The organism is Pseudomonas sp. GL-B-26, assembly GCF_019947405.1.
GTDB lineage: Bacteria > Pseudomonadota > Gammaproteobacteria > Pseudomonadales > Pseudomonadaceae > Aquipseudomonas.
On the sequence record NZ_JAGYGJ010000023.1, the window covers coordinates 12,222 to 38,604 of the forward strand.

Genomic DNA, 26,383 nt, shown 5'->3' on the forward strand with positions numbered 1-26,383 from the left:
CCATCGTCCGTTGTTTAGACTCCCCCCAGTCATAACAACAAAAAAGGCACCCCATGGACACCTTCCAACCCGCGTTCAGCAGTTGGCTGAACGCACCCGCCCATCAGCAATGGCTCGCCGCCGAAGGCCTGCGCCTGCTGGCGTTTGCCAAGGCTTCAAAGCTTCCCGAAGGCTTCGGCAATCTCGATGAAAAGGGCTGCCTCCCGGCCAACGCCCACGCCGAAACCATGAACACCGCGCGCATGACCCACAGCTTCGCCATGGCCCACATTCAGGGTCTGCCAGGTTTTGCGGAACTGGTGGATCACGGCGTCAAAGCCCTCAGCGGTCCATTGCGTGACGCCGAACACGGTGGCTGGTTCGCTGCCCCCGAGCATCGCGACGGCAACACCGATAAAGCCGCTTACCTGCACGCCTTCGTCGCGCTGGCCGCCAGTTCTGCGGTCGTCGCTCAGCGTCCCGGCGCACAGGCCTTGCTCGACGATGCCATCCACATCATCGACACGCATTTCTGGAGCGAGGAGGAGGGCGCGATGCGCGAATCCTTCAACCGCGACTGGAGCGTCGAGGAAGCCTATCGCGGTGCCAACAGCAACATGCACGCCACGGAAGCCTTTCTCGCATTGGCCGATGTCACCGACGACAACCGCTGGCTGTGCCGCGCCCAGCGCATCGTCGAGCGCGTGATCCATGGTCACGCCGCCGCCAACGATTACCTGGTGGTCGAGCATTTCGACCGCGACTGGCAGCCGCTTCGCGACTACAACCACGACAACCCGGCCGATGGTTTTCGCCCCTACGGCACCACGCCGGGTCACGGTTTCGAATGGGCCCGGCTGATGCTGCATCTCGAAGCGGCGCGGGTTAAGGCCGGGATGCTGACGCCGGGCTGGCTCGCCACCGACGCGCAAAAACTCTTCGACCACAACTGCCGACACGGCTGGGATGTCGACGGGGCGCCGGGGATTGTCTACACCCTCGACTGGGACAATCGCGCCGTGGTTCGCCATCGTCTGCACTGGACCCATTGCGAAGCCAGCGCCGCCGCCAGTGCGCTGCTTAAACGCACAGGCGATGCGCAATACGAAAGCTGGTACCGACTGTTTTGGGAATTCTGCGACAGCCATTTCATCGATCGTGAAAGCGGCGGCTGGCGCCACGAACTCGATCCGCAGAACCGTCCGAGCGCCGATATCTGGGCTGGTAAGCCTGATCTTTATCACGCCTGGCAATCCGTATTGATTCCGCGATTGCCCCTGGCGCCGAGTATGGCGACTGCCCTGGCACAGTTATCCCAGAGCGCTCCTGTGTAACCATGTGGTGACATTCGAACGTCCCTTCGTTACCTGCGAAGGGATCACTCCTGTTTAAAATCCTATGCAGCGCAAGCACCAGACTTGCATGCATAACAACAAGAAAGGTACTACTAGATGAATGCGATTTCTCGCCTCGCTACTGTCATTTCTCTCGCCTCACTGCTTCCCCTGTCTGCATTCCCGCTGAGTACGCTTGCTGCCGATTCCAAAGGTTCGGTGGAAGTCGTTCACTGGTGGACCTCTGGTGGTGAAAAGGCCGCGGTCGATGTCCTGAAGGCTCAAGTCGAAAAAGACGGCTTCACCTGGAAGGATGGCGCAGTCGCCGGTGGCGGCGGTTCCACTGCCATGACCGTACTCAAAAGCCGCGCCGTCGCCGGTAACCCGCCGGGCGTTGCACAGATCAAAGGTCCGGACATCCAGGAGTGGGGCAGCACTGGCCTGCTCAGCACCGATACCCTGAAAGACGTTTCCAAATCCGAAGGCTGGGATGGCCTGCTGTCGAAGAAAGTCTCCGACACCGTCAAATACGAAGGTGACTACGTCGCCGTGCCGGTGAACATTCACCGCGTCAACTGGCTGTGGATCAACCCGGAAGTCTTCAAGAAAGCCGGGATCGAAAAAGCCCCGACCACCCTCGCCGAATTCTATGCCGCTGGCGACAAGCTGAAAGCCGCAGGCTTCATCGCGCTTGCCCACGGTGGCCAGCCTTGGCAGGACAGCACCGTGTTTGAAGACGTGGTGCTCTCGGTCATGGGCGCGGACGGTTACAAGAAAGCCCTGGTAGACCTGGATCAGAAAACTCTCTCGGGTGCCGAGATGACCAAGTCGTTCACCGAGCTGAAAAAACTCACCGGCTACATGGACCCGAACCGCGCCGGTCGTGACTGGAACATCGCGGCGGCCGACGTCATCAGCGGCAAGGCCGGTATGCAGATGATGGGCGACTGGGCCAAGAGCGAATGGACCGCTGCCAAGAAAGTAGCGGGCAAGGACTACCAATGCGTGCCATTCCCGGGCACCGAAAAAGCCTTCACCTACAACATCGATTCCCTGGCCGTGTTCAAGCTCAAAGCGGATCGGAAGGGTGACATCGCCGCTCAGCAAGACTTGGCCAAGGTCGCATTGGGCACTGACTTCCAGAAAGTCTTCAGCATGAACAAAGGGTCGATCCCGGTGCGTAACGACATGCTGAATGAAATGGACAAGCTTGGCTTCGACGAGTGCGCCCAGAAGTCGGCCAAGGATTTCCTTGCAGACGAGAAGACTGGCGGCCTGCAACCGAGCATGGCGCACAACATGGCCACTTCCCTGGCCGTGCAGGGCGCGATCTTCGATGTGGTGACCAACTTCATGAACGACAAGGATGCTGACCCGGCCAAGGCCAGCGCCCAACTGGCATCGGCCGTCAAAGCCGCCCAGTAATCCCTGACACCGCGTGACTCCTGTGGGAGCGGGCTTGCTCGCGAATGCGGTCTGACATTCAACACGGATGTCGACTGATACACCGCCTTCGCGAGCAAGCCCGCTCCCACAAGGGATCGCCGTGCGGATTTCATTTCTCTTCACCTGGATTATCCCGATGAGCTCTGTGGCGGTTTTCAGCAAAGCCTCACCGTTCGACGCACTGCAGCGCTGGCTCCCCAAACTGGTTTTGGCGCCAAGCATGCTGATCGTCCTGGTTGGTTTTTACGGTTACATCATCTGGACATTCGTTCTGTCCTTCACCAACTCCAGCTTCATGCCGAGCTACAAATGGGTCGGCCTGCAGCAATACATCCGCCTGATGGACAACGATCGCTGGTGGGTCGCGAGCAAAAACCTCGCGGTCTTCGGCGGCATGTTCATCGGCATCAGCCTGGTGCTGGGGGTGTTCCTGGCGGTGTTGCTGGATCAGCGCATTCGCAAGGAAGGCTTCATCCGCACCGTTTACCTGTACCCGATGGCGCTCTCGATGATCGTCACCGGTACCGCGTGGAAATGGCTGCTCAACCCAGGCCTGGGCCTGGACAAAATGCTGCGTGACTGGGGCTGGGAAGGCTTCCGTCTCGACTGGCTGGTGGATCAGGATCGCGTGGTGTATTGCCTGGTGATCGCCGCCGTATGGCAAGCCTCCGGGTTTGTAATGGCGATGTTCCTCGCCGGTCTTCGCGGTGTCGATCAATCGATCATCCGTGCCGCGCAAGTCGACGGTGCGAGCCTGCCGACCATCTATTTGAGAATCGTGTTGCCGAGCCTGCGCCCGGTGTTCTTCAGCGCCTTCATGATCCTCGCGCACATCGCGATCAAGAGCTTCGACCTGGTGGCGGCCATGACGGCTGGCGGCCCGGGCTACTCGTCCGACCTGCCCGCGATGTTCATGTATTCCTTCACCTTCAGCCGTGGCCAGATGGGCATTGGTTCGGCGAGCGCCATGATGATGCTCGGCGCGATCCTGGCGATTCTGGTGCCGTACCTGTACTCCGAATTGCGAGGCAAACGCCATGAGTAATCAACTCGGAAAACCGGCGATCAGCTTCAGTCGCATCGCGATCTACGCAACCTTGTTGCTGGCCGCCGCGATCTATTTGATCCCGCTGGTGGTGATGCTGCTGACCAGTTTCAAATCCCCGGAAGACATCCGCACCGGCAACCTGCTGAGCTGGCCGCAAGTGATTGATGGCATCGGCTGGATCAAAGCCTGGGACGTCGTCGGCGGCTACTTCTGGAACTCGGTGAAAATCACCGTGCCGGCAGTGCTGATCTCCACGTTCATCGGTGCCATGAACGGTTACGTGCTGTCGATGTGGCGTTTCCGTGGTTCGCAACTGTTCTTCGGTCTGTTGCTGTTCGGCTGCTTCCTGCCGTTCCAGACCGTGCTGCTGCCAGCCTCGTTCACCGTCGGCAAACTCGGCCTGGCCAACACCACCACCGGTTTGGTGTTGGTGCACATCGTCTACGGCCTGGCGTTCACGACGCTGTTCTTCCGCAACTACTACGTGAGCATTCCGGATGCGCTGGTCAAGGCTGCACGCCTTGATGGCGCGGGCTTCTTCACGATTTTCTGGAAGATCCTGCTGCCGATGTCGATCCCGATCGTGATGGTCTGCCTGATCTGGCAGTTCACCCAAATCTGGAATGACTTCCTGTTCGGCGTGGTTTTCGCCAGTGGTGATGCCCAGCCGATTACCGTGGCCCTGAACAACCTGGTCAACACCAGCACCGGGGCCAAGGAATACAACGTTGATATGGCCGCCGCGATGATCGCCGGGCTGCCGACACTGCTGGTCTACATATTCGCTGGCAAGTATTTCCTGCGTGGGCTGACGTCCGGCGCGGTCAAGGGGTAGAACAATGGCAACTCTCGAATTACGCAACGTCAACAAGACCTACGGCGCCGGTTTGCCGGACACTCTGAAAAACATCGAACTGAAGATCGATGACGGTGAGTTCCTGATTCTGGTCGGCCCGTCGGGCTGCGGTAAATCCACGCTGATGAATTGCATCGCCGGTCTGGAAAACATCAGCGGCGGCGCGATCCTGGTGGACGACGCCGACATCAGCGGCATGAGCCCGAAAGATCGCGACATCGCCATGGTGTTCCAGTCCTACGCGCTGTACCCGACCATGAGCGTGCGCGACAACATCGCGTTTGGCCTGAAGATTCGCAAAATGCCGGCGGCCGAAATCGACGAAGAAGTCGCTCGCGTGGCCAAGCTGTTGCAGATCGAACATTTGCTCGGCCGCAAACCCGGCCAGCTCTCCGGTGGCCAGCAACAGCGCGTGGCGATGGGCCGGGCCCTGGCGCGGCGGCCGAAGATTTACCTGTTCGACGAACCGCTGTCCAACCTCGACGCCAAGCTGCGCGTCGAGATGCGCACCGAAATGAAACTGATGCACCAACGCCTGAAAACCACCACGGTCTACGTGACCCACGACCAGATCGAAGCCATGACCCTGGGCGACAAAGTGGCGGTGATGAAGGACGGGATCATCCAGCAGTTCGGCACGCCGAAAGACATTTACAACAACCCGGCCAACCTGTTCGTGGCGAGCTTTATCGGTTCGCCACCGATGAACTTCATCCCGCTGCGTTTGCAACGCAAGGACGGTCGTCTGGTGGCGCTGCTCGACAGTGGTCAGGCGCGCTGCGAATTGCCATTGGGCATGCAGGACGCCGGTCTTGAAGACCGCGAAGTGATCCTCGGCATGCGCCCGGAGCAAATCGTGTTGGCGGGCAGCGAGCCGAATGGTTTGCCGATCATTCGCGCCGAAGTCCAGGTCACCGAGCCGACCGGTCCCGACACCCTGGTGTTCGTCAATCTCAACGAAACCAAAGTCTGCTGCCGTCTGGCACCGGACGTTGCACCGGCCGTGGGCGAGACCCTGACCCTGCAATTCGATCCATCGAAAGTGCTGCTGTTCGATGCCAAGACCGGTGAGCGCCTGGGGGTGGCCGGTCAGCCTAAAACCGAGACTCACAGCGCCAACGTAGCGCAATTCAAAGGTCGCTGAAGATCAAAAATGTGGGAGCGGGCTTTTGTGGTGAGGGGATTTATCCCCGTTGGACTGCGCAGCAGTCCCCTTTTTAGGGCCGCTTCGCGACCCAACGGGGATAAATCCCCTCACCACAAAGCTCGCTCCCACAGGGGATGTCACCGCGTTAAATAAAAACAGTTAATAACAATAAAACGAGGATGTAGGGATGAAGAAGAACAACAACGCTCAGCTTATCTGCCAGTTGTCAGCCGTTGCGGCAATGATGCTGGCCGGTAGTGTGCACGCGGCTGACGCGTTCAGCGCCGATTCCGAGTGGATGACCGGTGATTGGGGGGGCGAGCGGACCAGGCTGATCGAGCAGGGTATCGACATCAAGATGGACTACGTCGGTGAAGTGGGCGCCAACCTCCACGGCGGCTACAACGACGACAAGACTGCGCGTTACGCCGACCAGTTTGGTCTGGGCGTGGCGCTGGACCTGCAAAAACTGTGGGGCTGGGATAACACCCAGGCCAAGATCCAGTTCACCAACCGTAACGGTGAGAACATCTCCAATGACCGTGTTGGCGACCCGCGTGCCGGCACCTTGAGTTCGTCCCAGGAAGTCTACGGTCGTGGCCATATGGTCCGTCTGACTCAACTGTGGATCAAGCACCAGTTCCTCGACGGTAAACTGGACGTCAAGGCCGGTTACTTCGGCGAAGGCGAGGACTTCAACACCTTCCCGTGCGAGTTCCAGAACCTGGCGTTCTGCGGTTCCCAAGCGGGTAACTGGGCCACCAACATCTGGTACAACTGGCCGGTCATGCAGGCTGCGGTCCGCGTGAAGTACAACATCTCGCCAGAGTTCTATGCTCAGATCGGCGCGTACAACCAGAACCCGTCGCAACTGGAACACGGTAACGGCTTCAAGCTGAGTGGCAGTGGTACCGCAGGTACCGTGCTGCCGGTCGAGCTGGTCTGGTTGCCGAACCCTGGCAACCTGCCGGGCGAATACCGTGTCGGTTACTACAAAAGTACGGCCAATGCCGATGACGTCCTCAAGGATGAAAACGGCAATGATGCAGCAACCAGCGGTAACGCTTATCGCAGCCACGATAGCAAGCACGGTTACTGGTTCGTTGCACAGCAACAACTCACCAGCCACAACGGTGATGCGTCCCGCGGTCTGAACATCGCAGCCAACGCCACTTTCCACGACAAGGACACCAACTTCGTCGACAACTACCAGTCGCTGATGTTTGTGTACAAGGGCCCGTTCGATGCACGTCCAAAAGATGACATGGGAATCGGCTTCGCCCGTATCCATGTCAACGATGACGTGAAGAAAAACGCCGAGCTGGTCAACGCCTCCAATGGTGTCACCGAGTACGAGGATCCACTGTTCTCGCCGCTGCGTAGCACCGAGTACAACTACGAGATCAACTACGGCTTCCACGTTACCAACTGGCTGACCGTGCGTCCTAACCTGCAATACATCACTCACCCGGGTGGTGTTGATGAAGTCGACAACGCGCTGGTCGCCGGCCTGAAAATTCAGTCGGTGTTCTAACGTTGTTGCGATAAGCTCCTCTCCATGTGCGCATTTTTGCGGACAGCCCAGGCTGTCCGCTTTTTTTTGGGGGCTGCGCACCCCGGGTGATTTTCAGGACCGTGGCACATGCATGAGCATCCGCTACAACGCTTCTTCAAATCCTTGCGCGAACGTCCGGTGTTTGCGTGGGAGCGCTATCAGAAGCGCGATGTGCTGGTGATCGACCATCCGCTGTGTCAGGCGGTGTTCAGTCGGCAGGGTGCGCAGTTGCTGCACTTCCAGCCAAAGGGTCAGAAACCCTGGCTCTGGTGCGCGGCGAAGTGGCCGCAGGTCGGCGCGATTCGTGGTGGCGTTCCGGTGTGCTGGCCGTGGTATGGCCGTCATCCGAGCGAAAATGCGTGGCCGTCCCATGGCTGGGCGCGGTTGATCGACTGGAAGCTGCTGGACAGCAGCACTGATGACGATGGCGTGCGCTTGCACTGGCAACTTCAGTTGTGCGACTGGCAAGTGGACCTGCACGCGCACTTGGGCGAACGCATGGATTTACGCCTGAGTACCGAGCATCAGGACAGCCTGCCGTGCCAATTGAGTCAGGCGTTGCATGCGTATTGGCGTATTGGTGACGTCGGCGAGGTAGCGCTGTCTGGCCTCGACGGGGCGCAGGGTTACGACCAGTTGAACCGCCAGATTTGTCATCAGGAAGGCGAGTTGCGGGTAGAGGGTGGCTGTCAGCGGGTGTTCCAGCATGACGGCGAATTACAGATCAAGGACCACGCCTGGCAGCGCGAGTTGTGTATCGATACCGGTGACCATGCGGACACGGTGGTTTGGCATCCGGGCTCGCGACCGTTGCTGGGGGTGAGCTGGAACGAGATTTCGGAGTTTGTCTGTGTGGAAGCGGCGAGTGGCGGGACCGATAGCCTGAGCCTGGCACCGGGGGAGAGGGCGCATTTGAGTTTGCAGGCAAGGGTTGGGGCGTAGGATCAAAAGATCGCAGCCTCGCTTCGCTCGACAGCTCCTACAGCGAAGCGAGGCTGCGATCTTTTTAATTAAACTCATCCCCAATCGGATACCGACTGGCATTCAGACTTTCCTTGATCTTGCGCAAATGCGGCTGGAAATCCACGCCTCGGCGCAAGGTCATGCCGGTGGCGAGCACATCCAGCACGGTCAGCTGAATGATCCGCGACGTCATCGGCATATAGATGTCGGTGTCTTCCGGCAGCGGAATGTTCAGGCTCAACGTGCTGGCCTTGGCCAGTGGTGAGCCCTCGGCCGTCAGGCCCAGTACCGAAGCGCCATTTTCCCGGGCAATACGCGCCACCTCCACCAGTTCGCGGGTACGGCCGGTGTAGGAAATGATCACGAACAACTCGCCGGTGTGCGCCACCGACGCAATCATGCGCTGCATCAGCACGTCCGCGTGGGCGGTGACCGCCAGGTTGAAGCGGAAGAACTTGTGCTGCGCATCCAGCGCCACCGGGGCCGAGGCGCCGAGGCCGAAGAAGTGGATCTGCCGGGCCTGGATCAACAGGTCGACGGCGCGGCTGATCAGGTTCGGGTCAAGCGCCTGTAAAGCACTGTCTAAAGAGGCGATGGCGCTGCCGAAAATCTTTTTGGTATAGGCTTCCGGATTGTCGTCAGCCTCGACCGCACGGCTGACATACGCCGCACCGCTGGCCAGGCTCTGGGCCAATTGAAGCTTGAGTTCCGGGTAGCCGCTGACGCCGAACGAACGGCAGAAACGGTTGACCGTGGGCTCGCTGACCTTGGAGGCCTGGGCGAGGGCGGCGATGCTGAACCGGGTGGCCTGCTCTGGGTTGAGCAGGATTACTTCGGCGACTTTGCGTTCCGCCTTGTTCAGGTCTTCAAGGCGATTCTGGATCTGTTCCAGTAAATTACGCACGCGGTCCATATATGTTCCTTAGCTCCGCAAACATGAGAGCAATGCAAATAAGGGCCCCGGCTATGCAAATTGGGACTTTGATCGGGCCCGTAACGGTGGCCTATCCTACTGATGGCTCCGACCGACCACCACTCGGAATCTGTATTTTGCGAAAATGTTGTGGTTATTACTACATTTTCCCTTGAATGATGCCTTAAAAAAAGGTATTTGTAGCTTAACTTGATAAAAGAACAAACATCATGCCTTCGATTACGGTTGAACCGTGCACCTTTGCCTTGTTCGGCGCCCTCGGCGATCTGGCCCTGCGCAAGCTGTTTCCTGCCCTTTATCAGCTCGATGGCGCAGGCCTGTTGCACGAGGACACGCGAATTATCGCGCTGGCCCGTGAGCCTGGCAGCGAGCAGCAGCATTTGGCGTTCATCGCCTCCGAGCTGCGTCGCTACGTCGTCGCCAAAGAGCTGGACGAAGCAGTGGTCGAACGCTTCCTGTCCCGCCTGAGTTACCTGCACGTCGACTTCCTCAAGGCTGACGATTACGTCGCCCTGGCCGAAATGGCCGGCAGCGCCCAGCGAGTGATTGCCTACTTCGCGACACCGGCAGCCGTTTACGGCGCGATCTGCGAGAACCTGTCGAAAGTCGGTTTGACCGAAAACACCCGCGTGGTGCTGGAAAAACCCATCGGTTCGGACCTGGAATCCTCGCGCAAGGTGAACGACGCCGTGGCGCAGTTCTTCCCGGAGAACCGCACCTACCGCATCGACCACTACCTGGGCAAAGAAACCGTCCAGAACCTGATCGCCCTGCGTTTCGCCAACAGCCTGTTCGAAACCCAGTGGAACCAGAATTATATCTCCCACGTGGAAATCACCGTGGCCGAGAAAGTCGGGATCGAAGGTCGCTGGGGTTACTTCGACAAGGCCGGCCAGCTGCGGGACATGATCCAGAATCACCTGCTGCAACTGCTTTGCCTGATCGCCATGGACCCGCCGGCCGACCTGTCCGCCGACAGCATCCGTGACGAGAAAGTCAAAGTGCTCAAGGCGCTGGCGCCGATCAGCCCGGAAGGCCTGACCACTCAGGTCGTGCGCGGTCAGTACATCGCCGGTTACAGCGAAGGAAAATCGGTTCCCGGTTACCTGGAAGAGCCGAACTCCAACACCCAGAGCGACACCGAAACCTTCGTTGCGCTGCGTGCCGATATCCGCAACTGGCGTTGGGCCGGCGTGCCGTTTTACCTGCGTACCGGCAAGCGCATGCCGCAGAAGCTGTCGCAGATCGTCATCCACTTCAAGGAACCGTCCCACTACATCTTCGCTCCCGAGCAGCGCCTGCAAATCAGCAACAAGCTGATTATCCGCCTGCAACCGGACGAAGGCATTTCCTTACGCGTGATGACCAAAGAACAAGGCCTGGACAAGGGCATGCAGCTGCGCAGCGGTCCGTTGCAGCTGAACTTTTCCGACACTTATCGCAGCGCACGGATTCCCGATGCCTACGAGCGGTTGTTGCTGGAAGTGATGCGCGGCAATCAGAACCTGTTTGTCCGTAAAGATGAAATCGAAGCCGCGTGGAAGTGGTGTGACCAGTTGATCGCCGGGTGGAAGAAATCCGGTGATGCGCCCAAGCCGTACGCGGCCGGGTCCTGGGGGCCGATGAGCTCCATTGCATTGATCACGCGGGATGGGAGGTCGTGGTATGGCGATATCTGAATTCAAACTGCCTCAGGGTGTCAGCGCCCATGAGTTCAAAAGCCCGGTGCTGCTGGCCGAAGGCCTGGCGCTGAATGTGGCCAAGCAACTGAGTGACGCGATCGATGCGCGCGGCACCGCGACCTTGGTGGTTTCCGGTGGACGCAGCCCGGTGGCGTTTTTCCAGCACCTGGCCAAGCAGACGCTGGACTGGTCCAAGGTTGTCGTCACCCTGGCCGACGAGCGCTGGGTGCCGGTTGAACATGCCGACAGCAATGCCGGTCTGCTCAAGCGTTACCTGTTGCAAGGCCCGGCGGCCAAGGCTCAGTTCCTGAGTCTGTACAGCGCCACGGCCAACCTTGAACTGGCGGCCGAGCAGGCGGATCGCCTGCTCGCGGAATTGCCTTCGATCGACGTGCTGATACTCGGCATGGGCGACGACGGTCACACCGCCTCGCTGTTCCCCAACAGCCCGAACCTGAGCGATGCCTTGAAAGCCGACGGCACACGTCGTTGCTACCCGATGCTGGCGCCGACCGTGCCGCATCAGCGCCTGACCATGAGCCGCGCGCTTCTGGCCTCGGCCAAGACCACCGTTCTATCGATTTCCGGTCAGTCCAAGCTGACCACCCTGAGTGCCGCATTGGCCGGTGACGATGTCGCCGCCATGCCGATTCGCGCGTTTCTGCAACCTACGTTAGAGATTTACTGGTGCCCATGAACCAAGGATCAGCCGCTATGACAACCCCATCCCCGACCGTTTCCATGGCGGACAAAGTTGCCCTGATCGACAGCCTCTGCGCCAAGGCGCGGATCCTGCCGGTGATCACCATCGCTCGCGAGCAGGACATCCTGCCGCTGGCCGACGCCCTCGCGGCCGGTGGCCTGACAGCCCTGGAAGTGACCTTGCGTTCACAGTTCGGCCTCAAGGCTATCCAGATTCTGCGCGAGCAACGCCCGGAACTGGTGACCGGTGCCGGCACTGTGCTGGATCGCAACATGCTGTCGGCTGCCGAAGCGGCCGGTTCGCAGTTCATCGTCACGCCGGGCATCACCCGTGACCTGCTCGAAGCCAGCGTCAACAGCCCGATTCCGCTGTTGCCGGGCATCAGCAACGCCTCCGGCATCATGGAAGGCTACGGCCTGGGTTATCGCCGCTTCAAGCTGTTCCCGGCGGAAGTCAGCGGCGGCGTCGCGGCCATCAAGGCCCTGGGCGGCCCGTTCGGCGAAGTGAAATTCTGCCCGACTGGCGGCGTCAGCCCGGCCAACATCAAGAGCTACATGGCGTTGAAAAACGTGATGTGCGTGGGCGGTAGCTGGATGCTTGATCCCGAGTGGATCAAGAACGGCGACTGGGCCCGCATTCAGGAATGCACCGCCGAGGCACTGGCCTTGCTGGACTGATCGGCTTTTACCAAACACTTCGTTGTGTGTTCTACGGCTTTACGGTGCGCTTGGTCGGTGCACCGTTTTTTTTGCCCGGTGAAAACCGTGCGGTGCGATAAATAATTACCGCACATCGGGTTTCGTCCCGCCCTAACCTGCGTTCATCTTATGGAAGAGAGAACGTCATGGACGACAACATCCCGGTTTCACCCGCATCAGCGGTTTACCTGCTTTCACCCGAACAGATCGCCGGTCCTTATTTCCGAAATCCGAAATTGATCAGACGAAACATCAGCGAAGGGATGGATGGCATCCCTTTGGTGCTGAGGCTGGCGATTGTCGATGCCATGACCGGTCAACCGGTGACTGACGCGTTGGTGGATATCTGGCACTGCAACGCACGCGGTGCATATTCGGGCTGGAGCAAGATCAATCCGGACAAGGAAGTCGACGCCGACGACATAGGCTCGATCCCGCGCACTGACGACGACACTTACCTGCGAGGCGGGCAATTTACGGACAAGCACGGCATCGTGCGGTTTACCACGATCTATCCGGGGTTCTACGCCGGCCGTGCCCTGCACATTCACGTCGTCGTACGCATTGCAGCAGGCAATAACTATCTGGAAGAACGGCATGTCGCCTGGGTCGGTCAACTCTACTTTCCCGAGGTGGCCTCGCGCTCGGTACTCAACGCAAGGGAGTACCGGGGGCGGGCCGTTTCGCCACTGACCAACGATCAAGACTTTTTCTATGAAAGCATGGGCGGCGAAGCCTCGACCCTGAACGTTCACACCCTGGGTCGAGATTCGAAAGAAGACGGCTTTTTCGGGCACATGACCATCGCTATCGACACCTTCGCGGTGTCGACGCAGATCAAACCCGAGGACTTCGACAAATACACGGTGTGACGTCAGCGCAGTTCGGTGAGCGCCCGGGCCAGCAAATCCATGTCTGCAGCGGTGGTGGTGAGCCCCGGCGTTATGCGAATGCACGGACCACTCGCGGCACCACTGCGCGCCACCGTAAACAGGTTGTAGTCCTTGAGCAGCCGCTCGACCATCGCCTGTTGATCGGCATGCCGGGTAAAGCGCATCGAAGTGATGCCGCAATACAGTCGCGGGTCGTCCGGGGTCATGACTTCGATCCCCGGCAACTCGCGTACCGCGCTCACCCAGCGGTTGCGCAGGTAATTGAGCCGAGCGCCCTTGGCGGCGGAACCGCCCATGGCCTGATGTTCCTCGAACACCAGCGGCAGTGTCAGCAGCGCCGGGATGTTGGGCGTGCTGTACGGCGTGCGGGCGCGAATATCGGTAACCGGGAAATGCATCTCGCCCATGTCCGGGTCGATGTCGGCCAAGCGCTCGGGAGCGATATAAATGAAGCCCAGGGTCAGCGGCGCACCGATCCATTTGTGCAGGTTGTAGCCAGCAAAGGCGATGCCCAGTTCATCGAGATTGAACTCGAACTGGCCGAGCGCATGGGCACCGTCGAGGATCACGTCGATGCCATGTTCCCTGGCGGCTGCGGCAATGGCCTGCACCGGCATTACCAACCCGGAGCGATGGGTGACGTGGGTCAGGGCCATCAGTTTGAGTCGCGGATAACGCACGAAGGTTTCGCGGTAAGTGGCCAGCAAACTGTCGAAACTGGCGGGGTGCGAGTGTTCGATCTCGATCACCTCGACACCGCGATGACGTGCCAGCCAGCGCATGGCCCCTTTGACCGTGTCGTATTCCAGATCACAGATCAGCACCTGATCGCCCGGCGTCAGACGGTTGTAGTTGCGGATCAGCGATTGCAGACCGTCCGAGGCGTTGCGGGTGAGGGCGACGGTGTCGGCGGGTACGCCCACCAGATCGGCGAGCTGTTTGCGAATCTCCAGGCTTTCGCCCTGTTCGAAGCGTTGGCGCACGTGCACCGAGTTGCTGCGATTGATCAGTTCGATGTTGCGCTGATACTCCTCGACCACCGTGCGCGACATGCGCCCGAAGTATCCGTTTTCGAGGTTGACCGGGCCGGGTTCAACCGCGTATCGGTCGGCAAATGTTCGCCAGAAAGCTTCATCACGGGCACGGCGGGTGTTATCGGGCATAGGCTACTCAATCAGGGGCCAGGTCTGGGTGTCGGGTCAATGGCGAGGGGCGGGTTTGCCATGTTTGGCGCGTAGCGGTTCGAGCAGCTCCGACAGGCCGTTATGATCGATTTCCTGCATCAAGGCCAGCAAGCCGCCGAGTTCGCCATGGGGGAAACCTTCCCGAGCGAACCAGTTCAGGTATTGGCCGGGGAGGTCGGCAATGATTCGGCCCTTGTATTTGCCGAAGGGCATTTCACGGGTAATCAACAGTTCGAGTTTTTCAGGGTTCATCAATCAGTCGTCTTGATTCAAACAGTCTGGAAAATACAGGCATTCTGCATGCAGGCCAAATGACAGATCATGCAAAAAAAGCGGATACAGATTTCGCATTAAACAATAAGTGATTGAAATATAAGTAGTAAGTAGTCGGTTCAAAGCTGGCATGCAGGGTGCAATACCTATTGCATCTCTCATCAACCCGCGAGGAACTGAAAATGACCGACATGAATAAAGAAGCCATCTCTGTACTCAACGACCTGATTGAAACCAGCAAAGACGGTCAGGAAGGGTTCAAGACTTGCGCTGAAGACATCAAACACCCAGAACTGAAATCGCTGTTCATGCAGCGTTCGGCGGACTGCGCCACTGCGGCTTCCGAACTGCAAGCGCAGGTGCGTTCGCTGGGCGGTGATCCGGAAACCTCCACCAGCGTCAGCGGCGACATGCACCGTCGCTGGGTCGACGTGAAGGCGATGTTCACTGGCAAGGATGAAGAGGCAGTGCTGAACGAAGCCGAACGTGGTGAAGACCACGCGCTGAAGGCTTACAAGGACGCACTGGAAAAAATCAACAAGGACAACCTGGTGAGCATTCGTGACATTGTTGAACGCCAGTATCACGGCGTACAACGTAACCACGATCAGGTGAAAGCCCTGCGTAATCAGGCTCGCGCACGCTCATAAGCGTTCGTTATCTGTCAAAAACGCCAGCCAGCCTGGCGTTTTTTTGTGTTCGGCATTTAACGCTGGACGGAATATACGTGCCCATCACTTTGCAGGCCTTGTTCGCACCTGACCGCCGCGCCTTGCAGTTCGCGATCAAGACTTTGATCGGCGGAGAACTGGCGCTGCAGAGCGTCACTAGTGGGGGTGAATTCTGGACAGCGTAATGGCTACTTAGTAGCATTCGCCGCATACGGATCTTTCTCCTGCACGTCGATCGACGTGGGTCAATCAAGGAATCGAAATGCACGACTTCACCCATGGCGATAAAACCGTTTCTTTCACTGTCTTGAGCGGTGAAGTGGTGGGCAGCGAAAAACTCAGCGAGACCCGCGTGACATCCACGGGCGGCGTTCATGTGAACGGTAACGATGGTGATGTGACGCCTGTGCGCATCAGTTCTGTTTCGATCATCAATCATGAGTTCTGGGTCAGAACCCCGGACGGCGTCGAGCACGATGTAAAGCTGCGCGGCGTGGACATTCCTTTGCGCACAGGTCAGGAAATCTCTTTGATCAGTGCCTTGAAGAAGGATGGTTCGCCGCTGCACACCATTTTGCAAAACCACACGGCGTCCAAGCGCTGGGTGCTGCGTGACGCGAACGCGCTGAATACCGAGTTGGAGCTGTCGCCTTTTAACTGGAAGACGGTGCTGATCGTGCTTGGATTGTGCGTCGCCGGTCTTGCTACAGCCGGGCTAGGCTTCCTGGCGGCGACGGGATATTTTTGCTACGCGTGGTATCAGGGCTCCCAGCGCAAGAAACTGCTGATTAGCGATTTGAACGCCTACATCGAGAAGCTGGACAATCGGGTCGCCAGTCGCGGCCAGGCACCAAGCCCTGTTCAAATTGAAAGCCCGGTCCAGGCTGAAATCTCTTTCCAGGTCGAAAGTCCTGCACCGGCGCAACCCCCTGCCGAGACTGAAAGCCCTGCGCTGAACAGTGAGAGCGTGCGCAGGGCGTTATCGCGCAATCTCTGATTTGGCTCAGAGGCAGCAAGGGGGAGCAAGCTCCCCCTTCAGTTTTTCCCGGACACCAGTGACGCGGAGCCTGGGAACGATCAGCGGACTTGCAAATCAGCCGATGCTGATCGCCGGCAACGTAGGCAACGTCACTGTCTGCTGCTTGCGCGGCGCCAGAATCTCCGCCTCGCCATCCACTACCAATTCATCGCGCTGGTTAAACACGCGAGTGGCAATCCGCACACGAAACTTCGGCAGCTTCTCGAGAATCTCCAGACGCACGGTCAGCGTGTCGCCAATTTTCACCGGCTTCTGAAAGCTCATTTGCTGACCGATATAAATAGTCCCCGGCCCAGGCAACTCGCAGGCTACAGCAGCGCTGATCAGCGCACCGCTGAACATGCCGTGAGCAATGCGCTCCTTGAACATGGTGCCGGCGGCGAATTCAGCGTCCAGGTGCACCGGGTTGTGGTCGCCGGACATCGCAGCGAACAACTGAATGTCGCGCTCTTCGACCGTCTTGCTGTAGCTGGCGGTCTGGCCGACTTCAAGGGCCTCGTAAGGGGTGTTAGTAACCTGGGTCATCTGTTTCAATTCCTGTCACGAATAAATAAATTCAAAAAAACTATTCCGATCTGGGTGGTCGACGGTGGCTCAGCGCCTGGGCGATCCAGCTCAACACGTCATTGATCACTTCATCGCGGTTGCTCTCGTTGAACAGTTCATGCCGTGCCTGCGGGTAAATGGTCAGTTGCAGGCTCTGGCTGCCGGCAGCGCGTAGCGCATGGGCCAGATCTTTCAGACGCTTGCCATCGCTCACCGGATCACATTCGCCGCCGATGACCAGCAGCGGCAGGCCCGGATCAATCTGAGCGAGATTGGACGCTTTGCTGATTTGCTGCAACCCACCGAGCAAATCGATCCACAGCTGATTGGTGCAGCGAAAGCCGCAGAGCGGGTCATTGGCGTACAGGTCGACCTCCGCCGGGTCGCGGCTGAGCCAGTCGAACTTGGTGCGTACCGGTTTGAATTTTTTGTTGAACGAGCCGAACGACAGCCATTCGATCAGCGCACTGCGACCCTTCGGGCCCTGGCGCAAACGTTCTAACCGCGCAATCTGCCGCGCCGCGCGATAAAGCGCCACCGGTTGGAAGTTCGACCCGCTGAGAACGGCCCCGTGCAGGCTGGCGCTGTGGTGCAGCAGATAGGCTTGGGCGATGTAGCTGCCCATGCTGTGACCGAGCAGCACAATCGGCACTCCCGGATGTTGTTGGCCGATGTGCTGGTTGAGGCTCGCCAGGTCGCCGACCACCTTGCACCAACCGTCATCGTCGGCGAAATGGCCGAGTGTCCCGTTTTCGGCAGTTTTGCCATGTCCACGCAGGTCCGGCGCGTACACGCCGTAGCCCTGATCACAGAGTTTTTCCGCCAGACGCGCGTAGCGGCCACTGTGTTCCGCCATGCCGTGGGCCAGCAGGATCACTGCTTTTAATGGCGCGGCGGGCAGCCACTGGTTGACGAAGAGGCGGCTGCGGTCGCTCGCGGTCAGCCAGAAAGTGTCGTGGATCATGGCGGTTCCTTTGCATAGGGCTGCATGTGGCATGGACGTCGTTGCATTGTATAGCGCATCCAAAGCGTGCCGTCTGATCAGGCCACGCCGTGGCAGCAAGATTCACACGATCAATGTCGACCGTGCGCATGTTTGCCTGATTCGCCATAGCTGCTAGTGTCCGTGAAGCTCCGTTTTTCGCTTTTTCTGCTTTTTGAGGGATAAGAGAGGAAGGACAGAAAAACGGCCCCGGATAGGTTCAGGTAAAGAGGACAAGAATAATGCAACCTGATTTCTGGAATGACAAACGCCCGGCCGGCGTGCCCCTGGACATCGATCAAGGGGCCTATAAGTCGGTGATCGAGGTGTTCGAGCGTTCCTGCAAGAAATTTGCTGACCGCCCGGCATTCAGCAACATGGGCGTAACCCTGACCTACGCCGAACTGGAACGCTACAGCGCAGCGTTCGCCGGTTACCTGCAAGCCCACACCGACCTGGTGCCGGGGGATCGCATTGCGGTGCAGATGCCCAACGTCCTGCATTACCCGATTGCCGTGTTCGGTGCCTTGCGCGCCGGGCTGATCGTGGTCAACACCAACCCGCTGTACACCGCGCGGGAGATGCGTCATCAGTTCAAGGACTCCGGTGCCCGGGCGCTGGTCTACCTGAACATGTTCGGGGCCAAAGTCCAGGAAGTGCTGCCCGACACCGACATCCAGTACCTGATCGAAGCGAAGATGGGCGACCTGATGCCCACCGCCAAGGGTTGGCTGGTCAATACGATGGTGAGCAAGGTCAAGAAGATGGTCCCTGCGTACTCCTTGCCGCAGGCGACATCCTTCAAGAGCGCGCTGCGTCTGGGCCGGGGCCTGGGCATCAAGCCGCTGAAGATCGGGCTCGACGACATCGCCGTGCTGCAATACACCGGCGGCACCACCGGCCTGGCCAAGGGCGCGATGCTGACCCACGGCAACCTGGTGGCCAACATGCAGCAAGTGCGGGCGTGTCTGGAACAGTTCGGCAATGACGGCCAGCCGCTGTTGCGCGAAGGGCAAGAGGTCATGGTCGCGCCGCTGCCGCTGTACCACATCTATGCGTTCACGGCGAATTGCATGTGCATGATGGTGTCGGGTAACCACAACGTGCTGATCACCAATCCGCGAGACATCAAGGGCTTCATCAAGGAGCTGAAGAACTGGCGGTTCTCGGCGCTGCTGGGGCTCAACACTCTGTTCGTCGCGCTGATGGACCACCCGGATTTCAAGACCCTGGATTTCTCCAGACTCAAACTCACCAACTCCGGCGGCACCGCGCTGGTCAAGGCCACGGCCGAGCGTTGGGAACAGCTCACCGGTTGCCGCATCACCGAAGGTTACGGCCTGACCGAAACCTCGCCGGTGGCCTGCACCAACCCGTACGGCGACAAATCGCGGCTCGGTACGGTCGGCCTGCCGGTGCCGGGCACCACGCTGAAGGTCATCAACGATGAAGGCGTCGAGCAGGCGCTGGGCGAGCGCGGCGAGCTGTGCATCAAGGGCCCGCAGATCATGAAGGGTTACTGGCAGAAACCCGAAGCCACCGCCGAAGTGCTGGATGCCGAGGGCTGGTTCAAGTCGGGCGACATCGCGGTGATCGACCCGGACGGTTTTGTGCGCATCGTCGATCGCAAGAAAGACATGATCATCGTCTCGGGTTTCAACGTGTACCCGAACGAGATCGAAGACGTGGTCATGGCTCACCCGAAAGTCGCCAACTGTGCGGTGATCGGGGTGCCGGACGAGCGTTCGGGGGAGGCGGTGAAGCTGTTTGTGGTGGCCCGTGAAACGGGTGTCAGCCTTGAAGAGTTGAAGGCTTACTGCAAGGAAAACTTCACGGCGTACAAAGTGCCCAAGCACATCGTCTTGCGTGAGTCGTTGCCGATGACGCCGGTGGGCAAGATATTGCGGCGGGAGTTGCGCGATATCGCGTAATGAATTGTTAGCGACGCAGCATCAAAAAGGGGCGGCCAAATACGGACGCCCCTTTTTTTGTCTTCGGAATTTGGCTGTAAGCCCTGTTCTAGAGGGCTTTCTGTCTGTATAGAATTTTTGCTCTAAAAAAGACCATTGATTGGTCTTGAGTCACAAATGTGACTGTAGAGGCTGTTTTTGGCTCTAGTCGGCCTCTGGCAAAGCTGCTACTCTCGGCGCGCTTTGTGACTTCTCGGCCTATATAAAAAGCCAGACTCACCAACACAGACACCAATAAAAAACATACACCAATAATAATCGCATCAAATGCGGTGATGAATTCGCGTTGCTGAGGAGTGGGCTTCCATGATCGAAGACTTTTGGAAGGATAAGTACCCTGCCGGGATTGCTGCCGACATCAATCCGGACGAGTATCCGAATATTCAGGCGGTGTTGAAGCAGTCCTGCCAACGCTTTGCCGACAAACCGGCGTTCAGCAACCTGGGCAAGACAATCACCTACGGTGAACTGTACGAATTGTCCGGTGCCTTTGCCGCTTACCTGCAACAGCATACCGACTTGCAGCCGGGCGATCGAATCGCCGTGCAACTGCCCAACGTGTTGCAGTACCCGGTCGCCGTCTTCGGTGCCATCCGCGCCGGGCTGATCGTGGTCAACACCAACCCGCTGTACACCGCGCGGGAAATGGAACACCAATTCAACGACTCCGGCGCCAAAGCACTGGTCTGCCTGGCCAACATGGCGCACCTGGCCCAGATCGTCGTGCCGAAAACCGGCGTCAAGCACGTGATCGTCACCGAAGTGGCCGACCTGCTGCCGCCGCTCAAGCGCCTGTTGGTCAACAGCGTCATCAAGTACGTGAAGAAGATGGTCCCGGCGTATCACTTGCCCAAGGCCATCAAGTTCAACGACGTACTGCGCAAGGGCCACGGCCAGCCAGTGGCTGAAGCCAACCCGGCCAGCAGCGACGTTGCCGTGCTGCAATACACCGGCGGCACCACCGGCGTGGCCAAGGGCGCGATGCTGACCCACCGCAACCTGGTGGCGAACATGCTGCAGTGCAAGGCGCTGATGGGTTCCAACCTCAATGAAGGTTGCGAGGTCCTGATCACGCCGCTGCCGCTGTACCACATCTATGCCTTCACCTTTCATTGCATGGCGATGATGCTGATCGGCAACCACAACATCCTGATCAGCAACCCGCGCGATTTGACGGCGATGGTCAAGGAACTGTCAAAGTGGAAATTCAGCGGTTTCGTCGGCCTCAACACGCTGTTCGTGGCGCTGTGCAACAACGAAGGCTTCCGCAAGCTGGACTTCTCGGCACTGAAAGTCACCCTGTCCGGTGGCATGGCCCTGCAACTGGCTGCGGCCGAGCGCTGGAAAGCGGTCACCGGTTGCGCCATCTGTGAAGGTTACGGCATGACCGAAACCAGCCCGGTGGCCACCGTCAATCCAATCCAGAACATCCAGATCGGTACCATCGGGATTCCGGTGCCTTCGACCCTGTGCAAAGTCATCGACGATGCCGGCGTTGAACAGCCAATGGGCGAAATCGGCGAGCTGTGTGTGAAAGGTCCGCAAGTGATGAAGGGCTACTGGCAGCGTCAGGACGCCACCGATGAAATCCTCGACAGCGAAGGCTGGTTGAAGACCGGTGACATCGCGCTGATCCAGCCTGACGGTTACATGCGCATCGTCGATCGCAAGAAAGACATGATCCTGGTCTCCGGTTTCAACGTGTACCCGAACGAACTGGAAGACGTGCTGGCGACCCTGCCGGGCGTGCTGCAATGCGCAGCCATCGGCGTGCCGGACGAGAAGTCGGGCGAGGCGATCAAGATCTTCATCGTCGCCAAACCGGGCGTGACGCTGACCAAGGAACAGGTGATGGAGCACATGCGCGCCAACGTCACCGGCTACAAGGTTCCGCGCTCCGTGGAGTTCCGCGACGCGCTGCCGACCACCAACGTCGGCAAGATCCTGCGCCGCGAGTTGCGCGACGAAGAGCTGAAGAAGCTCGGCGTCAAAAAGGTAAGCGCGTAACAAACAAAAAGCCCCGCAGAAGCGGGGCTTTTTGTTGGTGCTCTTGTGGCGAGGGAGCTTGCTCCCGCTGGGTTGCGAAGCGGCCCCAGATCAGACACCGCGATACTTCTGATGTATCTCCATCGCCTGGATGGCGACTGCTTCGCAGTCGAGCGGGAGCAAGCTCCCTCGCCACAGGGGATCGCTGTTACAGGCGGAACTGCGCGAAATTGACGTTGGTACCCGCCGGGCGCATGTCCTGGAGGTACGAGTCCTTGTCGGCGCTCAGTTCCAGGCTCAAGGCTGCTTTACGCTTGCCTTCGTTGCGCACCACCAGACCTTCCAGCTTCTCGCGCAGGAATACCGTCGGCACTTTCAGGTGCAACAGTTCGTCGGTATCCGGGGTGTGCATCAGCAGGTGAACCCACTCGTACTGACCAATGGCCAGACGCGCGACCGGAATATCGAACCACCAGATGTTGCGGTTGCGGTTCAATTCGGTGAAATGGCAGTTGTTGACGCCAAGCACAGCACCGCCAAGTTCCTGGTTTCTGCGGGCAATGGCCTGCTTTTTATCGAGTTTCATAACATTCCTACGGGATTGGATCTTCAGCGCCATGGCCTGAATACGTTGCGCATTCTCGGGGGTTGGTCGGCAAACATAAAGCCCAACCTGCACTGAACGATGAAATGTCGCCCTGAAAATAAATGAAACTCCGCGCAAACGCCTTCGGTCAACCTTGTGTAACGACTTTCCCGTTGAATTGTTCACAGGAGAACTGTCATGGGCAGCACTGGCGATAAAGTAAAAGGCATGGCCAACGAAGCCGCCGGCAACGTCAAGCAAGGCGTCGGCAAGGCCACCGGTAACGAAAAAATGCGCACCGAAGGCGTCGCTCAGGAAAGGAAAGGCGAAGACCAGCAAGCGGTCGGCAAAATCAAGGATGCGCTCAAAAAAGGCATCGACAAGGCATGATCAGACCTTCGATGAGCAACAGAAACGGTCATCCGCAGATGGCCGTTTTTGTGTCAGCCTGAACTTGCACAAGGAAATTGTTTCAAACTCGCCAAGTAGGCTACTTTGATGTAGAAAACGGCCCCTGAGTCGCCACGACTTCGACCAAATTTGCGGCGAAAGGAGACGCTAATGTTTTTCCCACACATGAAAGGTCAGCGCCTGCACCGTGTCATGGTGCGCACGATCACCGAGTTCGTCGACGACGAGATGTCGACCTATGCCTCGGCGTTGGCCTATCAGATGCTGTTCTCGCTGTTCCCCTTCATTCTGTTCCTGATCGCCCTGATCGGTTTCCTGCACCTGCCGGACTTCTTCTCTTGGTTGCGCCTGCAATCGGAACTGGTCCTGCCGCCCCAGGCGCTGGAACAGGTGAACCCGGTCATCGACCAGCTCCAGCAATCCAAGGGTGGCTTGCTGTCCGTCGGTATCGTGATTGCTCTGTGGACCGCCTCCGCCGGTGTGCGGCTGATGATGAGCGCGATGAACGCCGCCTACGACGTGGTCGAAGGCCGTCCGGCGTGGAAGCGTTTCCCGCTGTCGATCATCTACACCATCGGCATCGCTGGCATGCTGCTGGTGGCCGCCGCGCTGATGGTGCTCGGGCCGCAGGTGATGGAATGGATCGCCTCGCAAGTCGGCCTTGAAGAATTCATCGTGACTGTCTGGACCATCGTGCGCTGGCCGGTGGTGGTGATTCTGTTGATGATGGCGGTGGCGTTGATTTACTACGTCATGCCCGACGTCAAACAAGAGTTTCGCTTCATCACCCCGGGTGCAGTGTTGTCTGTGGTGGTCTGGATCATCGCGTCGCTGGGGTTCGGTCTGTACGTCAAGATGTTTGCCAACTACAACGCCATGTATGGCAGTATCGGCGCGATCATCGTGTTGCTGCTGTACTTCTATATTTCCGCGGCAGTGCTGTTGCTCGGCGCGGAAATGAACGCGGTGATCGAGCACATGTCGAGCGAGGGAAAAGACCCTGGCGAGAAGGTCCCTGGCGAACACGGCCCCGGCCATGAAGAAAAACACCACGTGTCGGGACTGGGTCGGGACCACTCGATCAAGCCGACCACTGACGAAGTCATCAAATGATCCGTGAAATCCTGAAAATGGGCGACGAGCGTCTGTTGCGCATCGCCCCGCCGGTGCCGGCCGAAATGTTCGACAGCCCCGAGCTGTGGCAACTGATCGACGACATGTTCCAGACCATGGAAAGCGTTGGCGGGGTTGGCCTGGCCGCACCGCAGATCGGCGTCGACCTGCAACTGGTGATCTTCGGTTTCGAGCACAGCGAACGCTATCCGGATGCCGAAGCCGTACCGCAGACGATTCTGATCAACCCGCTGATCACACCGTTGACCCCGACGCTGGAAGAGGGTTTCGAAGGCTGCCTGTCGGTGCCCGGCCTGCGCGGCGCGGTGGATCGCTATCAGCACATTCGGTACGAAGGTTTCGATCCCAAAGGGCAACCGATCGTACGCATCGCTTCAGGCTTCCACGCACGGGTAGTGCAGCATGAATGCGATCACCTGATCGGCCGGTTGTACCCGTCGCGCATCAGTGACTTCAGCAAGTTCGGGTTTACCGAAGTGATGTTCCCAGATCTCGACCCGAACGCAGACGATTGATTCGAAAACACCACAAAACCCTGTGGGAGTGAGCCTGCTCGCGATGAGGCCCTGACAGTCAAATTATTGGTGACTGACACGCCGCCATCGCGAGCAGGCTCGCTCCCACATTTTGATCTTCATATGGCTTTAGAGCGTTATCTCGACGGTTCCAGGCCCATGGCGATCATCGGTTTGCTCCGCGCATAACGGCTCAAGCGTTCCGCCATGGAGTAGGGCAGTGGCGGGTCGAAGGTAAAACCGCGACGTTCATAAAACCCGCGCAAGTCCGGATGACAAAACAGCCACACCGGGCCTTCAAGCTCCTTGAGTGCCTCGGCGATCAACGCCGCAGCGATGCCCTGTTCACGGCAGGTCGGATCGACAAACAAACCCGTCAACCAATGCCCGTCCGCCACCGGTCGCAAACACAGTGCGCCAATGATCTCCTCGCGCCTGGCCACCCACAGTTGAGCGTCGCGGACGGCTTTCATCGACGATTGGTGAGCGCGATAAAACTTGTTCATCAAGGGCCACAAAGGCTCGGCGAGCAAGGTGTACTGGGTGCTGGGCATGGTCTTCGACTGTCGGTGCGCAAAGCGGGCGATTATAAAAGAACGTGCGCGCAGCGATAGGTGTATACCTGATCCCACACCCCGTATGAGTGGAGTACGTATCATGGCCAAAGGCATGGATTCAAAAAAAGCAGCGAAGAAGAAACCGGCAAAAACCGCCGATGAAAAGCGCGCGGACAAGAAGGCCAAGAAGGTGGATGTGTTCGGGCATTGATCCCGCCGCTGGTAAATGATCGTTCCCACGCAGACGGTTCGACGCCTCGACGTGGGAACGATCCTTAAAATAATCTGCAAGAAAACCCTGCGCCATTGCACAGAAGGGGACTGGCCCCCGATCTGAGCAACGCCATGCCCCATTACTTCGATACCGCCCACCGTGAAGAAATCGAAACACTGCGCCAACGCCTGACCGCTCGCACCGAGTGGCCGACCTGGCTGCTGCTGATCGGCGTGTACGCTGGTTGGTTCAGCATTGTTTTGGGGAGCCATCGGCTGGGGCTCTGGTGGAGCACGGTGTTGCTGATTCCGCTGGTGGTGCTCTGGTTATCGGTGCAGCACGAATTGCTTCACGGTCACCCCACTCGCTGGACATCGCTGAACAAGATCCTCGGCTACGCGCCGTTCGCCGTCTGGTATCCCTACACCCTGTATCGCGACAGCCATTTGCTGCATCACCGCGATGAAGACCTGACCCTGCCGGGTCGCGATCCGGAAAGCCGTTACCTCAGCGCCGAGCAATGGCAGGACAGCTCACTGTACGAACAAGGCCTGCACTGGCTGAACAAAACCGTGCTCGGCCGCTTTGCCCTCGGAGCACCGCTGGCCTTGCTGGCGCTGGCCCGGGAGGAACAGCAACGTCTAAAAGCAGGTGAGCGGCAGGCCTGGTTGATGTGGTTGAGCCACGGCACGTTGACCCTGCTGATGTTGCTGTTTATCGCCCGCTACAGCGTGTTGCCGGTGTGGCATTACCTGTTGCTGATCAGTGTGCCGGCGCTATCGATTGCGATGATTCGCTCCTACTATGAACACCGTCCCCACGCCGAGCCCGAGCAAAGGACGGTCATCAATGAAGCCGCCTGGCCGTGGCGCTGGCTGTTCCTCAACCTCAATCTGCATTTGGTGCATCACGACTTGCCGGGGCTGCCCTGGTACGACTTGCCCCGCGCCTACCACGCGCGTCGCGAGCAATGGCTGGCGCGCAGCGGCGGGTTTCTGGTGCAGGGTTATGGCCAGTTGTGGCGTCAGCATGGGGTGAAGGCTATCGACAGTCCTCGGCATCCGTTCAGTTGAGAAA

Annotated in this window: 27 protein-coding genes; 20 read left to right on the top strand and 7 right to left on the bottom strand. The window is 58.8% G+C overall.

The features are described from left to right. The first annotated feature begins 53 nt into the window (after positions 1–53). The 7 genes from KGB23_RS16325 (at position 54) to KGB23_RS16355 (ending at position 8,307) form a co-directional block, all read left to right on the top strand. Positions 54–1,313 (top strand): AGE family epimerase/isomerase, encoded by a 1,260-nt coding sequence (locus KGB23_RS16325; protein ID WP_223431812.1) that lies wholly within the window; start codon positions 54–56, stop codon positions 1,311–1,313. Between the two features lie 117 nt (positions 1,314–1,430). Beyond that, positions 1,431–2,738: an ABC transporter substrate-binding protein gene (locus tag KGB23_RS16330; RefSeq protein ID WP_223431813.1), complete on the top strand. Its 1,308-nt coding sequence runs from the start codon at positions 1,431–1,433 to the stop codon at positions 2,736–2,738. Between the two features lie 157 nt (positions 2,739–2,895). Then, positions 2,896–3,804, top strand: coding sequence for a carbohydrate ABC transporter permease (locus KGB23_RS16335; protein WP_008155860.1), 909 nt, complete (start codon positions 2,896–2,898; stop codon positions 3,802–3,804). Beyond that, a complete protein-coding gene (locus tag KGB23_RS16340) occupies positions 3,797–4,642 on the top strand; it encodes a carbohydrate ABC transporter permease (RefSeq protein WP_150657234.1) in 846 nt (281 codons plus the stop codon). Before KGB23_RS16335 ends, KGB23_RS16340 begins: the two co-directional genes overlap by 8 nt. Before the next feature lie 4 nt (positions 4,643–4,646). Beyond that, positions 4,647–5,807, top strand: a complete 1,161-nt coding sequence (locus tag KGB23_RS16345) for an ABC transporter ATP-binding protein (protein ID WP_046049484.1) — start codon at positions 4,647–4,649, stop codon at positions 5,805–5,807. 190 nt (positions 5,808–5,997) lie between these two features. Further along, the gene (locus tag KGB23_RS16350; RefSeq protein WP_150657232.1) at positions 5,998–7,344 is read left to right on the top strand and encodes a carbohydrate porin; all 1,347 of its coding nucleotides are present in this window, start codon (positions 5,998–6,000) and stop codon (positions 7,342–7,344) included. Between the two features lie 108 nt (positions 7,345–7,452). Further along, on the top strand, positions 7,453–8,307 hold the full coding sequence (locus KGB23_RS16355; protein WP_223431814.1) for a D-hexose-6-phosphate mutarotase: 855 nt from the start codon (positions 7,453–7,455) through the stop codon (positions 8,305–8,307). A 64-nt stretch (positions 8,308–8,371) separates the two neighbouring features. On the opposite strand, the gene KGB23_RS16360 is transcribed toward KGB23_RS16355, so the two are convergent. Then, complete coding sequence (locus KGB23_RS16360) at positions 8,372–9,232, bottom strand: MurR/RpiR family transcriptional regulator (RefSeq protein WP_173667542.1); 861 nt, start codon at positions 9,230–9,232, stop codon at positions 8,372–8,374. A gap of 239 nt (positions 9,233–9,471) precedes the next feature. Between KGB23_RS16360 and zwf the strand changes: the two genes are divergently transcribed. The 4 genes from zwf (at position 9,472) to KGB23_RS16380 (ending at position 13,217) form a co-directional block, all read left to right on the top strand. Then, positions 9,472–10,941: a glucose-6-phosphate dehydrogenase gene (gene zwf / locus KGB23_RS16365; RefSeq protein WP_223431815.1), complete on the top strand. Its 1,470-nt coding sequence runs from the start codon at positions 9,472–9,474 to the stop codon at positions 10,939–10,941. Next, the gene (gene pgl, locus KGB23_RS16370; protein WP_223431816.1) at positions 10,928–11,641 is read left to right on the top strand and encodes a 6-phosphogluconolactonase; all 714 of its coding nucleotides are present in this window, start codon (positions 10,928–10,930) and stop codon (positions 11,639–11,641) included. The genes zwf and pgl overlap by 14 nt, the downstream gene beginning before the upstream one ends. 17 nt (positions 11,642–11,658) lie before the next feature. Then, complete coding sequence (locus tag KGB23_RS16375) at positions 11,659–12,324, top strand: bifunctional 4-hydroxy-2-oxoglutarate aldolase/2-dehydro-3-deoxy-phosphogluconate aldolase (protein ID WP_223431817.1); 666 nt, start codon at positions 11,659–11,661, stop codon at positions 12,322–12,324. Between the two features lie 167 nt (positions 12,325–12,491). Beyond that, entirely contained in the window at positions 12,492–13,217 is a 726-nt protein-coding gene (locus KGB23_RS16380) for an intradiol ring-cleavage dioxygenase (RefSeq protein ID WP_223431818.1), read from the top strand. 2 nt (positions 13,218–13,219) lie between these two features. Here the strand turns inward: KGB23_RS16380 and KGB23_RS16385 are convergent, their stop codons facing one another. Both KGB23_RS16385 and KGB23_RS16390 read right to left on the bottom strand, forming a co-directional pair. Continuing rightward, on the bottom strand, positions 13,220–14,401 hold the full coding sequence (locus KGB23_RS16385; RefSeq protein ID WP_223431819.1) for an aminotransferase class V-fold PLP-dependent enzyme: 1,182 nt from the start codon (positions 14,399–14,401) through the stop codon (positions 13,220–13,222). A 36-nt stretch (positions 14,402–14,437) separates the two neighbouring features. Then, entirely contained in the window at positions 14,438–14,674 is a 237-nt protein-coding gene (locus tag KGB23_RS16390) for a DUF3820 family protein (protein WP_007949456.1), read from the bottom strand. A 203-nt stretch (positions 14,675–14,877) separates the two neighbouring features. On the opposite strand from KGB23_RS16390, the gene KGB23_RS16395 reads away from it, so the two are divergent. The 3 genes from KGB23_RS16395 (at position 14,878) to KGB23_RS30450 (ending at position 15,981) form a co-directional block, all read left to right on the top strand. After that, positions 14,878–15,345, top strand: coding sequence for a PA2169 family four-helix-bundle protein (locus tag KGB23_RS16395; protein WP_150657226.1), 468 nt, complete (start codon positions 14,878–14,880; stop codon positions 15,343–15,345). 77 nt (positions 15,346–15,422) lie between these two features. Then, entirely contained in the window at positions 15,423–15,551 is a 129-nt protein-coding gene (locus tag KGB23_RS30160) for a hypothetical protein (RefSeq protein ID WP_256580538.1), read from the top strand. 259 nt (positions 15,552–15,810) lie between these two features. Next, positions 15,811–15,981 carry a hypothetical protein gene (locus KGB23_RS30450; protein WP_371918048.1) on the top strand — a complete coding sequence of 57 codons (171 nt, stop codon included), beginning with the start codon at positions 15,811–15,813 and terminating at the stop codon, positions 15,979–15,981. Between the two features lie 478 nt (positions 15,982–16,459). Here the strand turns inward: KGB23_RS30450 and KGB23_RS16405 are convergent, their stop codons facing one another. Together KGB23_RS16405 and KGB23_RS16410 are read right to left on the bottom strand one after the other, a co-directional pair. Beyond that, positions 16,460–16,930, bottom strand: a complete 471-nt coding sequence (locus KGB23_RS16405) for a MaoC family dehydratase (RefSeq protein ID WP_008151121.1) — start codon at positions 16,928–16,930, stop codon at positions 16,460–16,462. 40 nt (positions 16,931–16,970) lie between these two features. Beyond that, positions 16,971–17,915, bottom strand: coding sequence for an alpha/beta hydrolase (locus tag KGB23_RS16410; RefSeq protein WP_223431820.1), 945 nt, complete (start codon positions 17,913–17,915; stop codon positions 16,971–16,973). Positions 17,916–18,175: 260 nt separating this feature from the next. Here KGB23_RS16410 and fadD2 point away from each other — a divergent pair, with 260 nt between their 5' ends. Further along, on the top strand, positions 18,176–19,864 hold the full coding sequence (fadD2, locus tag KGB23_RS16415; RefSeq protein WP_223431821.1) for a long-chain-fatty-acid--CoA ligase FadD2: 1,689 nt from the start codon (positions 18,176–18,178) through the stop codon (positions 19,862–19,864). Between the two features lie 345 nt (positions 19,865–20,209). Beyond that, positions 20,210–21,910 (top strand): long-chain-fatty-acid--CoA ligase FadD1, encoded by a 1,701-nt coding sequence (gene fadD1 / locus KGB23_RS16420; protein ID WP_223431822.1) that lies wholly within the window; start codon positions 20,210–20,212, stop codon positions 21,908–21,910. 187 nt (positions 21,911–22,097) lie between these two features. On the opposite strand, the gene KGB23_RS16425 is transcribed toward fadD1, so the two are convergent. Further along, positions 22,098–22,475, bottom strand: a complete 378-nt coding sequence (locus KGB23_RS16425) for a hypothetical protein (protein ID WP_033056806.1) — start codon at positions 22,473–22,475, stop codon at positions 22,098–22,100. Positions 22,476–22,673: 198 nt separating this feature from the next. Here KGB23_RS16425 and KGB23_RS16430 point away from each other — a divergent pair, with 198 nt between their 5' ends. From KGB23_RS16430 to def, 3 genes are all read left to right on the top strand, one after another. Beyond that, on the top strand, positions 22,674–22,865 hold the full coding sequence (locus KGB23_RS16430; RefSeq protein ID WP_223431823.1) for a CsbD family protein: 192 nt from the start codon (positions 22,674–22,676) through the stop codon (positions 22,863–22,865). Between the two features lie 171 nt (positions 22,866–23,036). Continuing rightward, the gene (locus KGB23_RS16435; RefSeq protein WP_223431824.1) at positions 23,037–23,999 is read left to right on the top strand and encodes a YihY/virulence factor BrkB family protein; all 963 of its coding nucleotides are present in this window, start codon (positions 23,037–23,039) and stop codon (positions 23,997–23,999) included. Then, a complete protein-coding gene (gene def, locus KGB23_RS16440) occupies positions 23,996–24,535 on the top strand; it encodes a peptide deformylase (protein ID WP_223431825.1) in 540 nt (179 codons plus the stop codon). The genes KGB23_RS16435 and def overlap by 4 nt, the downstream gene beginning before the upstream one ends. 137 nt (positions 24,536–24,672) lie before the next feature. Here the strand turns inward: def and KGB23_RS16445 are convergent, their stop codons facing one another. Beyond that, positions 24,673–25,089, bottom strand: coding sequence for a GNAT family N-acetyltransferase (locus KGB23_RS16445; protein ID WP_223431826.1), 417 nt, complete (start codon positions 25,087–25,089; stop codon positions 24,673–24,675). Between the two features lie 348 nt (positions 25,090–25,437). Here KGB23_RS16445 and KGB23_RS16450 point away from each other — a divergent pair, with 348 nt between their 5' ends. Further along, on the top strand, positions 25,438–26,379 hold the full coding sequence (locus KGB23_RS16450; protein ID WP_223431827.1) for a fatty acid desaturase: 942 nt from the start codon (positions 25,438–25,440) through the stop codon (positions 26,377–26,379). Positions 26,380–26,383 lie beyond the last annotated feature (4 nt).